The organism is Rhodobacter sp. 4.3.4, from assembly GCF_058724655.1.
In genome coordinates, this window is record NZ_CM178967.1 from 1,955,710 (window position 1) to 1,968,426 (window position 12,717).

11 protein-coding genes are annotated in these 12,717 nt (G+C 66.4%); 7 read left to right on the forward strand and 4 right to left on the reverse strand.

What is annotated here, in order from left to right; all coding sequences use genetic code 11:
- Positions 1-48: 48 nt before the first annotated feature.
- The 4 genes from adh to AC4PTB_RS09495 all read right to left on the reverse strand — a co-directional run bounded on the left by adh (position 49) and on the right by AC4PTB_RS09495 (position 4,897).
- Positions 49-1,575, reverse strand: a complete 1,527-nt coding sequence (gene adh / locus AC4PTB_RS09480; RefSeq protein ID WP_492189731.1) for an aldehyde dehydrogenase — start codon at positions 1,573-1,575, stop codon at positions 49-51.
- Between the two features lie 345 nt (positions 1,576-1,920).
- Positions 1,921-2,895, reverse strand: a complete 975-nt coding sequence (locus AC4PTB_RS09485) for a GAF domain-containing protein (protein WP_492189732.1) — start codon at positions 2,893-2,895, stop codon at positions 1,921-1,923.
- 83 nt (positions 2,896-2,978) lie between these two features.
- A complete protein-coding gene (locus AC4PTB_RS09490) occupies positions 2,979-3,770 on the reverse strand; it encodes an RlmE family RNA methyltransferase (protein WP_492189733.1) in 792 nt (263 codons plus the stop codon).
- Positions 3,767-4,897 (reverse strand): Ppx/GppA phosphatase family protein, encoded by a 1,131-nt coding sequence (locus tag AC4PTB_RS09495; RefSeq protein WP_492189734.1) that lies wholly within the window; start codon positions 4,895-4,897, stop codon positions 3,767-3,769. The genes AC4PTB_RS09490 and AC4PTB_RS09495 overlap by 4 nt, the downstream gene beginning before the upstream one ends.
- Before the next feature lie 318 nt (positions 4,898-5,215).
- Here AC4PTB_RS09495 and AC4PTB_RS09500 point away from each other — a divergent pair, with 318 nt between their 5' ends.
- The 7 genes from AC4PTB_RS09500 (at position 5,216) to AC4PTB_RS09530 (ending at position 12,597) form a co-directional block, all read left to right on the forward strand.
- Positions 5,216-5,539, forward strand: a complete 324-nt coding sequence (locus tag AC4PTB_RS09500) for a virulence factor (RefSeq protein ID WP_492192619.1) — start codon at positions 5,216-5,218, stop codon at positions 5,537-5,539.
- Positions 5,539-6,429 carry a methylenetetrahydrofolate reductase gene (locus tag AC4PTB_RS09505; protein ID WP_492189735.1) on the forward strand — a complete coding sequence of 297 codons (891 nt, stop codon included), beginning with the start codon at positions 5,539-5,541 and terminating at the stop codon, positions 6,427-6,429. Before AC4PTB_RS09500 ends, AC4PTB_RS09505 begins: the two co-directional genes overlap by 1 nt.
- Positions 6,430-6,432: 3 nt before the next feature.
- Positions 6,433-7,404, forward strand: coding sequence for a methyltetrahydrofolate cobalamin methyltransferase (locus tag AC4PTB_RS09510; protein ID WP_492189736.1), 972 nt, complete (start codon positions 6,433-6,435; stop codon positions 7,402-7,404).
- Positions 7,405-7,881: 477 nt separating this feature from the next.
- Positions 7,882-9,360, forward strand: a complete 1,479-nt coding sequence (locus AC4PTB_RS09515) for a DUF2927 domain-containing protein (RefSeq protein ID WP_492189737.1) — start codon at positions 7,882-7,884, stop codon at positions 9,358-9,360.
- Positions 9,361-9,406: 46 nt separating this feature from the next.
- Positions 9,407-10,588: a vWA domain-containing protein gene (locus AC4PTB_RS09520; RefSeq protein WP_492189738.1), complete on the forward strand. Its 1,182-nt coding sequence runs from the start codon at positions 9,407-9,409 to the stop codon at positions 10,586-10,588.
- A 49-nt stretch (positions 10,589-10,637) separates the two neighbouring features.
- Positions 10,638-11,324 carry a M48 family metallopeptidase gene (locus AC4PTB_RS09525; protein ID WP_492189739.1) on the forward strand — a complete coding sequence of 229 codons (687 nt, stop codon included), beginning with the start codon at positions 10,638-10,640 and terminating at the stop codon, positions 11,322-11,324.
- Positions 11,325-11,382: 58 nt separating this feature from the next.
- The gene (locus tag AC4PTB_RS09530; protein ID WP_492189740.1) at positions 11,383-12,597 is read left to right on the forward strand and encodes a hypothetical protein; all 1,215 of its coding nucleotides are present in this window, start codon (positions 11,383-11,385) and stop codon (positions 12,595-12,597) included.
- The last annotated feature ends 120 nt before the right edge of the window (positions 12,598-12,717 follow it).

Below are 12,717 nucleotides of genomic sequence, written 5' to 3' on the forward strand. Positions count from 1 at the left end.
TCCGGGCAACAAGATCCGACATCAGGGCCGCGGCCCCGCCGGGCGGGGTCAGAAGAAGCCCAGCTTGTTCGGGTTGTAGCTGACCAGCATGTTCTTGGTCTGCTGGTAGTGATCCAGCATCATCTTGTGGGTTTCGCGCCCGATGCCCGACTGCTTGTAGCCGCCAAAGGCCGCATGGGCCGGATAGGCGTGATAGTTGTTCACCCAGACGCGCCCGGCCTGAATGTGGCGGCCAAAGCGGTAGCAGGTGTTGATGTCGCGCGACCAGACGCCGGCGCCCAGCCCATACATCGTGTCATTGGCGATATGCAGGGCCTCTTCCTCGTCCTTGAAGGTGGTGACGGACACGACCGGACCGAAGATTTCCTCCTGGAAGACGCGCATCTTGTTGTGGCCCTTGAGGATCGTCGGCTGGATGTAGAAGCCGTTCGCCAGATCGCCGCCAAGGCTGGCCGCATCGCCGCCACACAGGACCTGCGCCCCTTCCTCGCGGCCGATCTTCAGATAGGACAGGATCTTGTCCTGCTGTTCCTGGCTTGCCTGCGCGCCGACCATCGTCTCCATCAGCCGCGGGTCGCCCTGCTTGATCGCCTTCACCCGGGCAATGGCGCGGGCGATGAACTCTTCGTAGATGTCCTCCTGGATCAGCGCGCGCGACGGGCAGGTGCAGACCTCGCCCTGGTTGAAGGCGAAGAGAACAAAGCCCTCGACCGCCTTGTCAAGGAAGGCGTCATCTTTCGCCATCACATCCGAGAAGAAGATGTTCGGCGATTTGCCGCCCAGCTCCAGCGTCACCGGGATCAGGTTCTCGGTCGCATATTGCATGATCTTGCGGCCGGTCTCGGTCGAGCCGGTGAAGGCGATCTTGGCGATCCGGTTCGAGCGGGCGAGCGGCGCGCCGACATCGGGGCCCATGCCGTTGACGATGTTCAGCACACCCGGGGGCAGCAGGTCCTTGATCACATCCATCAGCACCATGATCGCCGAGGGGGTCTGTTCGGCCGGTTTCAGCACGATGCAGTTGCCCGCCGCCAGCGCCGGGGCAAGTTTCCACGCCGCCATCAGGATCGAGAAGTTCCACGGGATGATCTGCCCGACGACGCCCAGCGGCTCGTGGTAGTGGTAAGCCACGGTGTCATTGTCGATTTCCGACATCGAGCCTTCCTGACCGCGCAGCACCCCCGCGAAATAGCGGAAGTGGTCAACCGACAGCGGAATGTCGGCGGCGGTGGTTTCGCGGATCGGCTTGCCATTGTCCCAGGTCTCGGCGGCGGCGAGCAGATCAAGGTTCTGTTCCAGCCGGTCGGCGATCTTCAAAAGCACGTTCGAGCGATGCGCGGCCGAGGTGGTGCCCCAGGCGCCCTTCGCGGCATGGGCGGCATCGAGCGCAAGTTCCACGTCAGCGGCGGTCGAGGCAGCGACTTCGCAGATCTTCTCGCCAGTGATCGGCGTGATGTTGTCGAAATACTTGCCGCCGACCGGCGGCGTCCACTTGCCGCCAATGAAGTTGTCGTAGCGCGGCTTGAAGGGCGACACCATCACCCCCTTGAAATCATGCGGCATGTCGTTGGCCATCTTGTCCTCCCTGATGGTCCGACCCCCTCTCCGGGGCGTCGATGGGGAAAGACTGCGCCTCTTTGCGATTCTTGCATAGCGGCTTTGTTTTGGCGTTATGGCTGATCTGTTTCACCACCGAGACAGGTGCAGGCGCAGCATCGCAAAATCCGTAAAGGCGGCGCGAGGTCGCAGGCGGAGAAAGGGGGGCTCTGCCCCCCTCGGCTGCGCCTCACCCCCCGGGATATTTCGGGCAAGATGAAAGCACGGAAAAGCAAAGGCGCCCCGTGGAGTGCCTTTCCCTTTATCTTGCCTCAAATATCCCGGGGGAGTCCGCTTGCGGACCGGGGGCAGAGCCCCCGCCTTTCAAACGCTGAGACCAAGCGCCTTGGCCTTGCGATAAAAGGTGGCGCGGCCGATGCCGAGATCGCGCGCCGCGGCCGAGACATTGCCGCCCGCGCGCGCCAGCGCCCGCACCATCTCGGCCCGCTGCGCCTCGGCCAGCGCGCCCTGGCCCTCGTCGCGCTTGCCCCCGAACAGATCGGTCGCGGGCACCCGGCCCATCTGCGCCTCCTCCAGCCCCAATTGCCTGCGCGCCGCCCGCGTCGCCCCGATCACCAGATCGTCGCGGTCGAGCGCCAGAAGCACCACCCCCTGCGGGCTCTCCTCGGCCGCGGCGGTCGAGAGGATGCGCGCCCCCTCGAAGGAGGCGCGAAACAGATCCGCTTCGATCCGGCTGGCGGCATCCTGCACCGTCAGCGCGACCAGACGGGCATAGCCCTCGGTCATGTCCGCGCGCGCGGAAGAAACGTCGATCACCCCGGCCAGCTCGCCCCGCGCCCCGAAAACCGGCGCCCCCATGCAGGTCAGCCCGGTGTTGGTGGCGCGGAAATGCTGGTCGCGCCAGACCGTGACGGGCCGCCCCTCGGCCAGACAGGTGCCGATGCCGTTCGTGCCCTCCTGCCCCTCGGACCAGTCCGAGCCCGGGGCAAGGTTCGCGCGGTGAAAGGCCCGCCGGTCGGCCTCGCGCATCCGTTCCTCCAGCACCAGCCCTTCGGCATCCGAGAGGAAGACGGCACAGCCCGCCTCGCAGGCGGCGCGGGCGAGCCGGTCGAGCACCGGGGTCGCGACACGCAGCAAAAGCCCCGCCGCCTCGCGCCGGGCGGCGATATCGGCGGCGGTCAGCCGGTCAGAGACCCGCACCCGCGCCGGATCGAGCTTGTGGTGGATCATCGAGCGGCGCCAGCTGGCCGCAAAACCCGCGCGCGCCCCGGCATTGGACGAGGCGACGACCGCTTGCACGATCTCGGCATGGTTGCGCATGGGGGCAGAAAGACGCATCGGAAAGCCTCCCCTCTTTTCGGTGCTTTCCGCAGGATAAGCGCTTCGCAGCGTCACGCAAGAGCGGGCTTCGCCCCGCGCCGTCAGTCCAGGGGCGCGTCCGCGGCGGGTTCCGCCTGCCCGTCCTCATGGCGCTTGCCGCGAAAGCCGGTGGCGACAACGAATTTTTCCGAAGAATCCTTGCGGCTTGAGGGCGGCTTCATGTTCACCACCTTCTCGAAATTCTTCTTCAGGACCGTCATCAGCCCCTGCTCGGCGCCCCCCGCCAGCACCTTGGCGACAAAGGTGCCGCCCAGTTCCAGCACGTCGAAGGCGAAATAGGCGGCATGTTCGCAAAGCGTGATGATGCGGAGGTGATCGACCTGCTGGTTGCCCGAAGCGGCCGCCGCCATGTCCGACATCACCACATCGGCGCGGCCGCCCAGCCAGGCCTTGACCTTGTCATCGGCGCCATCTTCCAGGAAATCCAGCTGATGCAGCTCGGCCCCGGCGATCGCCGCCACCTCCTGCAGATCGACGCCCAGAACGGTGCCGACCTTCTTGCCCGATTTCTCGCCCAGCGCATTCACCCGCGCCACGGCGACCTGACACCAGCCCCCCGGCGCGCAGCCCAGATCGACCACCCGCGCCCCCGGCACGAGGAAACGGAACTTGTCGTCCAGTTCCAGGATCTTGTAGGCGGCACGGCCGCGATAGCCCTCTTTCTTCGCGCGCACCACATAGGGGTCGTTCAGCTGCCGTTCCAGCCAGAGCGTCGACGAGAGCTTGCGCCCCTTCGCCGTCTTCACCCGCACCCGAAGATCGCGCTGCCCGCGCCCCGAGGTGTTCTTGCCAGAGCCCGCACCACCCGATTTGCCGCTGGGGGGTTTCGTCATTTCATCTCTCCCTCGATCGGCTTCATTTCTTCGATCACGCCATCCTCGGCCATCTGCGCATAAAGCAGCCCCTCGCGCAGGCCGCGGTCGGCCACCGACATCTTGTCCGTCGGCCAGACCCGCATCAGCGCCTGCAGGATCGCCGCCCCCGACATGATCAGCGTGTGCCGGTCGCGCCCGATGCGCGGATCGGCGCGGCGTCCCTCGGGGCCAAGCATCAGAAAGGAGCGGATCACCGCGTCAATCTCGGTCGAGGTCATCGTCAGGCCATCGACCCGGTTGCGGTCATAGCGCTTGAGGTTCAGATGGCAAGCGGCAACCGTCGTCACCGTGCCGGAGGTGCCGATCACCTGAAACCCCTCCTGCGGCGTGCCCGAGGCGTAGGGCGTGAAATCGGCCAGCTTTTCCTCGAAGAACCAGGACATCAGCGCGAACCGCGCGGCGTCATCCTCGACATCGCCGAACTGATCCTTGAGCGTGGCGACGCCCAGCGGAACGGACATCCAGTCCACCACGCGGGCCTGCGGAATGTCGCCCTCGGGCTGATCGAAGCCGCCCGACAGCCGCATGATCGAGCGCGGCCGGTCCGAAGGCGGCACGCGGGACACGTCGATCCAGACAAGCTCGGTCGAGCCGCCGCCGATATCGACCACCAGCACCTGTTTGCTGTGCGGATTGACCAGCGGGGCGCAGGAAATCACGGCAAGCCGCGCCTCTTCCTCGGGCGGGATGATTTCCAGCGGCAGCCCGGTTTCGCGCCGGACATAGCGGATGAAATCGCGCGCATTGCCGGCGCGGCGGCAGGCCTCGGTCGCGACCAGCCGCATCCGCTTGACGCCATGGGTCTCGATCTTGCGGCGGCAGATCTGCAACGCCTGCACCGTGCGCGCCATCGACGAGCGCGACAACCGGCCCGAGGCTTCCAGCCCCTGACCGAGTTGAACAGCCTTGGAAAAGCTGTCTACGACCTCGAACTGATCGCCCTGCGGTCGGGCAATCAGCATCCGGCAACTGTTGGTGCCGAGATCGAGCGCAGCATAAAGCTCGCCCGGCTCGGCGGGGTGGGATGCGGCGCGTTCGACCGGTTTCGGGATCGCGCCCGCAGCCCGAGGACGCCTGGGCGCCATCTTACGCCCTCCGATTTCAAGTTACCCCCTAGGTAGCGCGGGGCGTCCGAAGGATCAAGCGCCCGATGACAAGTTCGTGACGTCGCCAGTCCGAAGCAAGGCGGGGGGCGCTGCCCCCCGGGCCTGCGGCCTCCCCCCGGGATATTTGGGGCAAGATAAAGGGGGCGAATTTATCTTGCTTCAAATATCCCCGCCGGAGGCTCCGCCGCGCGGGGCAAGGAACCGGCACGGTTGTCGCCAATCTGGCGCAACATGTCGAAATCCGTCACCGGGCGCGTCGCAAACGGGCGTATTCCTGTCTCAGAGGGAATCACGCACATGGCTGAAATCACGATCGTCTTCTGGCGCGACATCCCGGCGCAGATCATCGCCGGGACCGGTCGCAAGGCCGTCAAGAAACCTTTGCCCGAACGCTTCGAGCAGGCGATCGACCGCTGCGCGATGAAGATCGGCGCGAAGGACAGCGACGCTTACCTGGCCGAATGGCGCAAGGTGGTGATCGGCAGCCGCGACGGCACGGATGCCGAAGCGGCCGAGGCCGAGCTGGCCCGGGTTCTCTGCGACTACGACACCGCCGCCTTGCTGCGGTTGATTGGCAATGACGGCTGGGACCAGGCCCGCCCCTCTGACGGAGAGATCTGATGGCGCTTTTGAACTTCCGCCGCGAGGCCGAGACGCCCACCAACGGCACGCTGGCCGCCTTCCTTGACGGCTTCTCGATCGAGGTGATGCCGCGCACCGCCGAAAAGATCGAGGATTTCCGCGCCCTTCTGCCCGCGGGTACCCGCGTCTATGTCGCCCATATCGAAGGCACGCCGATCGATGAGATGGTCGCCACGGCGAAGCGCCTGCGCGCCGAAGGCTTCGAGCCGATGCCGCATTTCCCCGCCCGGATCATCCGCGACGCCTTGCAGCTGCGCGACTGGGTGGCGCGTTACAAGGGCGAGGCCGGGGTGAAACAGGCGCTGCTGCTGGGGGGCGGCGTCAAGACCCCGGTGGGTAGCCTCGACAATGCGCTGCAGCTGGTCGAAACCGGGGCTTTTGCGGGCTTCGAGCGGCTGCATTTTGCCGGTCATCCCGAGGGCAACCGCGACATCGACGCTGACGGCACCGACAGGATCGTCATGCAGGCGCTTGCCCTGAAACAGAAATTCGCCGACACCACCGATGCCGACACGGCCATCGTGACGCAATTCGCCTTTGAGGCCGGGCCGATCATCGCATGGGTCGACCGTCTCGCCGCCGAGGGCATCAGGATGCCGGTGCATATCGGCATCGCGGGTCCCGCGAAGCTGCAGACGCTTTTGAAATTCGCGATTTCCTGCGGTGTCGGACCGTCGTTGAAAGTGCTGCAAAAGCGCGCCAGGGACGTGACGAAGCTGCTCACCCCCTTCGAGCCCACCGATCTTCTGATGGATCTGGCCAGGCACAAGGCCAAACATCCCGATTTCGGCATCGAGTCGGTGCATTTCTTTCCGCTCGGCGGTATCAAGACCAATGCGACCTGGATCGCGGACAAATCGAAAGGCTGAGGCATGACCCGTACCGTTCTGGAAAGCAAATCGAAGACCGTGGTGATCGGCTTCGACGAGCCCTTCTGCGTCATCGGCGAGCGGATCAACCCGACCGGGCGCAAGAAACTGGCCGCCGAGCTGGAGCTGGGCGATTTCACCACCGTCGAGAGGGACGCGCTGGAACAGGTGGCCTGCGGGGCAACGGTGCTGGATATCAACTCGGGCGCGGTCTTCTCGAACAAGATGGCCGAAGATCCGCGCTATGCCGACAACAATTTCGTCGAGCCGCCCTTGATGCGCGATCTGATCACCCGGGTGCAGGCGATCACCGATGTGCCTTTGTGCATCGACAGCTCGGTTCCGGCCGCTTTGGAAGCGGGCTTGGCCGCCTGCGAGGGGCGACCGCTCTTGAATTCGGTCACCGGCGAGGAAGAGCGGCTTGAGCGCGTGCTGCCGCTGGTGAAGAAATATAACGTGCCGGTGGTGGCGATCTCGAACGACGATACGGGCATTTCCGAAGACCCCGACGTGCGCTTTGCCGTGGCGAAGAAGATCGTCGAACGTGCCGCCGATTTCGGCATTCCGGCGCATGACATCGTTGTTGACCCGCTGGTGATGCCGGTGGGCGCCATGGCCTCGGCCGGGCGGCAGGTGTTCACGCTGGTCAACCGGCTGCGCACCGAGCTGGGCGTCAACACCACCTGCGGCGCCTCCAACATCAGCTTCGGCCTGCCGAACCGGCATGGCGTCAACGCCGCCTTCCTGCCGATGGCGATCGGCGCGGGGATGACCTCGGCGATCATGAACCCGGTCCGCAGCCAGGAGATGGAGGCCATTCGCGCCGCCAATCTGCTGATGAACCACGATGACAATGCGATGGACTGGATCCGGCTGTCGAAGGTGCTCGAGGCGATGAAAGAGGGCGCAAGCTTCGCCGAGGCCTCGGCCGCCGCCGCTTCGGCCGCGCGCGGCGGACGCCGCCGCGCCCGCTGAGACGGCGTGATTCGCGCCCCTGCGACGACGCGCCCTGGCGCTTGCAGACGCCCCGGCCCCGGCCGGGGCGTTTCGTTTCCGACCGCGCCGGTAATCGCGCGCCATTGCCCGCCGTGCCGCGATCAATGCCCTCCGACCCGGCTGCTTCGACCGCCCGCCTTAAGGTTTTCGACACAGTGATTAACGAAGTGTAAAAAAATCTGCCGTTTCAAAACCGGAAACAGCCCCGGCCGGACAGGGCAGGTCGCGCCGAAATCGCAGCGATGATTCGCCGCGACACGCCGTCACTGTTTCCCCGTTTCGTCCAACGACGGCGCAAGCGATTGAATTGAGGCTACAATAAGGCGTGTACATGGCCCTGTCATGACACTATATCTGGACTTGCCACATTAATTTCTTATTGAAACCCGAAGAATTACCGGTCTTTTTTGAGGCCTGTGCCGAGTTTTGGCACCCTAACCTGGGATACGCACTGCCATGCGTTTGAACTGTCTGCCGCCTCAGGCGGCTTTCGCGGCTGCCCCCGCGAAAGCCCCCCGGTCCGGGCGCATTGCGCCGCGGGCCCCGCACGCTCGGGCTGCCCTCTCGGGGCTGGCTCTGGCCGCCGCGCTGTCCGGCTGTGCCGCTCCGCCGGGGGGCGGCGAGGCGCCGACCTCGCGCGCCTCGACCGCCACGATCGACATGCCGCTGGCCGATCCGACCATCGGCCAGCCGACCCCCGCCCCCCGCACCGGGGCGCTGCCTGCCAACAGCGTGCTGGCGCGCGATTTCATGGAACTGAACTTCCTGCTGGAATCGGGCCGCCCGGTGCCGCAGTTCTCGCGCTTCGAAGGGCCGATCAGCGTCACGCTGCAGGGCACCGCCCCGCCCACCGCCGCGACCGAGCTGTCCCGCCTCGTCACCCGGCTGCGCAATGAGGCGCATATCCCGATCTCGACCGGCGCGGGCGCCGCCAACCGCATCGGCATCGCCTTCGTGCCGCGCGCCGAGATGAGCCGCGAAGTCCCGAATGCCGCCTGTTTCGTCGTGCCCAATACCGCCACCTGGTCCGAATATCGCGCCACCCGCCACACCGCCGCGGGCGACTGGACCAAGGTGCAGCGCCGCACCGCCGCCACCGTCTTCATCCCCGCCGAGGCGACGCCGCAGGAGCTGCGCGACTGCCTGCACGAGGAGACCAGCCAGGCGCTCGGGCCGCTGAACGACCTGTACCGGCTCTCGAATTCGGTCTGGAACGACGACAACTTCCACACCGTGCTGACCCGCTACGACATGATGCAGCTGCGCGCCGTCTATGCGCCCGAATTGCACTCGGGCATGTCGGTGCCCGAGGTGCAGGCGAAACTGCCCGCCGTCTTCGCCCGGATCAATCCCGCAGGCGGCAAGGTCACCGGCCTGCCCGAAAACCCCACCCCGCGCGCCTTCGTCACCGCGCTTGAACGCGCCATCGGCCACGGCTCGCAGGGCGCGCGCAAGGCGGCGGCGATGACGGCGATCCAGATTTCGGCGACAGAGGGCTGGCGCGACACAAGGGCCGCCTTTGGCTGGTTCGCGCTGGGTCGGCTGAGCGTTTATGACGACCCCGAGACCGCGCTCTCCGCCTTTGCCAATGCCGGCGCGATCTACCGCGCCACCCCGGGCGCGGGCATCCAGTCGGCCCATGTCGACATGCAGCTGGCGGCCTTTGCGCTGTCCTCGGGCCGGGCGTCCGATGCGATCGCGCTGGTGAACCGGGCGGTTCCGCAGGCGCTGACCGGGGAAAACGCGGCGCTGATGGCGACGCTTTATCTGATCCGCGCCGAGGCCTATGAAACGCTGGGCAATCGGGCACAGGCGCAGCAGGCGCGGCTCGACTCGGCGCAATGGGCGCGCTACGGTTTCGGCTCGGATGCCGCCGTGCAAGCGCGCGCGGCCGAGGTGGCAGCTCTGGCGCGGGCCGGGGCGCGATACAACTGAGGCGCGGCTGACCCCCGCGCCTTGGCAGCGGCGCGGGGGGTTTTCGATGTTCCTGCCTTTCTTCGACACTCTGCGCCGCCATGGCGTGCCTGTCAGTCCGCGCGAATATCTGTCGTTTCTCGAAGGCCTTGCGGCGGGTCTTTGCACCTTTGACATCGACGGTTTCTACTATTTCGCGCGCGCGGCGATGGTGAAGGACGAACGCCATCTGGACCGTTTCGACCGGGCCTTCGCGGAAAGCTTCCGCGGCCTTGACGCGATCCCGCCCAAAGCGGTGCTCGACGCGCTGGACCTGCCCGAGGACTGGCTGCGCAAGCTGGCGGAAAAGCATCTGAGCGCGGAAGAAAAGGCGCAGATCGAAGCACTGGGCGGCTTCGAGAAGCTGATGGAAACCCTGCGCGAAAGGCTGAAAGAGCAGGAGGGGCGCCATCAGGGCGGCAACAAATGGATCGGCACCGCCGGAACCTCGCCCTTTGGCGCCTATGGCTACAACCCCGAAGGGGTGCGGATCGGGCAGCTTGAGAGCCGTCATCAGCGCGCGGTCAAGGTCTGGGACAAGCGGGAATTTCGCGATTTCGACGACCGGGTGGAGCTTGGCACGCGCAACATCAAGGTGGCCTTGAAACGGCTGCGAAGCTGGGCCCGGCACGGCGCCGCCGAGGAGCTTGATCTGCCCGGCACGATCCGCGCCAGCGCCGAAAGCGGCTATATCGACGTGAAGACCCGGCCCGAGCGGCACAATGCGGTCAAGGTGGTGCTGTTTCTGGATGCGGGCGGCTCGATGGATGCGCATGTGCAGCTGGTCGAGGAGCTGTTTTCCGCCGCGCGCAGCGAATTCAAGCATCTGGAGCATTACTATTTTCACAACTGCCTTTACGAGGGGGTCTGGCGCGACAACCGCCGCCGCTGGGACGAGCTGACCCCGACCTGGGAGGTGCTTCACCGCTACGGCTCTGATTACAAATGCATTTTCGTGGGCGATGCCTCGATGTCGCCCTATGAGATCAGCCATGTCGGCGGCGCCAACGAGCATTGGAACGCCGAAGCCGGGGCGGTCTGGCTGGCCCGCGCCCGGGCGCAATGGCCCAGCCATGTCTGGCTCAACCCGGTGCCGGAACGGCAATGGGGCTACACGCAGTCGATCGCGATGATCCAGGCGGCGTTTGAAGGCCGCATGTTCCCGCTGACGCTTGACGGCATCACCCGGGCGATGAAGCAGCTCGGCTGAGGGCGCGGCAGGGATTGACCCGGACCGCCCCCGGCCCCATCTTTGGCCGATGCTTCTGCGCCTTCTGCCCTTCCTGCTGACGATCCTTGCCGCGCTTGCGATGTGGCATTTTTCATCGCGCAACCTGCTGCGCCAGCTCTCCGCCCGCTCGGTGCCGCTGGCCGAGCCCGGTCTGGCCCCGGTGCTTGACCGGCTGCGCGCGGCGCTGGGGGTCCCGTCCCTGCCCGTCTTCGTGCTGGACGATCCGAAAGTGAACGGCCTGGCCGCCCCCGATGGCAGGGTCTTTCTGACCGAGGGCTTTCTGGCGCTTTACCGCAGCGGGCAGGTCAGCGCCGAGGAGCTGGCCTCGGTCATCGCCCATGAGATCGGCCATGTGGCAAGCGGACATGCGCGGCGGCGGATGATCGATTTCACCGGGCAGAACCTTTTGCAGCTGCTGCTGGTGGGCGTGCTGGTCCGGATCGTGCCCTTTGCCGGGGTCGGGATCGCCGGTCTGATCACCACCGCCCTTGCCGCCCGGCTGAGCCAGCGCGACGAATATGAGGCCGATGCCTTCGCCACCGCGCTGCTGATCAAGGCGGGGATCGGCCCGGACCCGCAGCTGAGCCTGTTTGCCCGGCTCGACCGGCTGGTGGGCGCGGGGGCTGCTGCGCCCGCCTGGGCCTCCTCGCATCCCGAGACGACGCGGCGCATGGCCGCGATCCGCGCCAATGTCGCCCGCTGGACTGCGGCGTAAGTCACAGCGCGGCGCCGATTTTTCCGCTATCACCGGGCAGGCAGAAGCAGGACCCAAGATGAGCCAGACCGTGCGCAAGCGCCGGGTGTTCTACATCCCCGGCTATGATCCGATCCACCCGCGGCGCTACCGCGAGCTTTACCGCAGCGAGGGCACGGCCCAGGCGGCGATTTCGGGCTATGCGCTGGCGCTGGCGCCCAAACGCGCGGGCGGCCCCTATGGCTGGCATGTCCGCGCGACCCAGGACGGGCAAGCGGTCGAAGCCGATGTGGAGGTGCTGATCTGGGCCGATATCGTGCGCGACAGCATGGCGGCCACGATCCCCGCGACCTATCTGCAGCTGATGCGCACCGCCTGGGCCTATATCGGCTCAGGCGCGCTGTTTCGGCTGATGCGGCTGCGCAAGGGGCCGGTGATCGCGGCACTTTACCCGATTGTGGCGCTGATCGTGCAGGCGCTGGCGGGGCTTGGCGCGGGGGCAGCGCTGGCGGCGCTGATCCTCTGGCCGCTGCCCGATTTCCGCTTCGATTGGGGGCTTGGCCTTGCGCTCTGCGCCGGGGTGACCTGGGCGGTGCTGCGCTGGTTTCGCAAGCACGATGGCCGCTTCTACGCCTATTACCTGATGCATGATTACGCCTTCACCGCGCGCTGGGGCGGCGCCAATCCGGCGGCGCTCGAGGCCCGGATGGCGGCTTTTGGCGACACGATCGCCCAGGCGCTGACCGAGGACTGGGACGAGGTTCTGATCGTCGGCCATTCCTCGGGCGCGCATCTGGCGGTCTCGGTTCTGGCCGATCTGATCCGCGCGGGCCGGGTGCCCGCAGCGGGGCCGCGGCTGGGCTTCCTGTCGCTGGGCCATGTCGTGCCGATGGTCAGCTTCCTGCCCGAGGCGAAACGGCTGCGCGCCGATCTGGCCTATCTGTGCGCGCGGTCCGAACTGACCTGGGTCGATGTCACCGCCCCGGGCGACGGCTGCGCCTTTGCGCTGTGCGATCCGGTCAAGGTCTCGGGCGTCGGCCCCGCCGGTCAACGCCAGCCGCTGATCCTGTCGGCCGCCTTCACGAAAACCCTCTCGCCCGCGCGCTGGAAGCAATTGCGCTGGCGCTTCTTCCGGCTGCATTTCCAGTATCTCTGCGCCTTTGATCGCCCCGGCGCCTATGATTACTTCCGCATCACCGCCGGGCCGCTGACGCTGGCCGAACGCTTCGCAAAGACGCCGCCGTCAAAAAGCGTGATCGACAGGCCGGTGAACCGCTTCACCTCGGTAGCATAGGGGGCGCTGCCCCCCGTCCCTGCGGGACTCCCCCCGGGATATTTTCAGCAAGATAAAACCGGATGCCTTTCATCTTGCTCGAAATATCCCGGGGGGCCGAGGCATCGCCCCGGCGGGGGC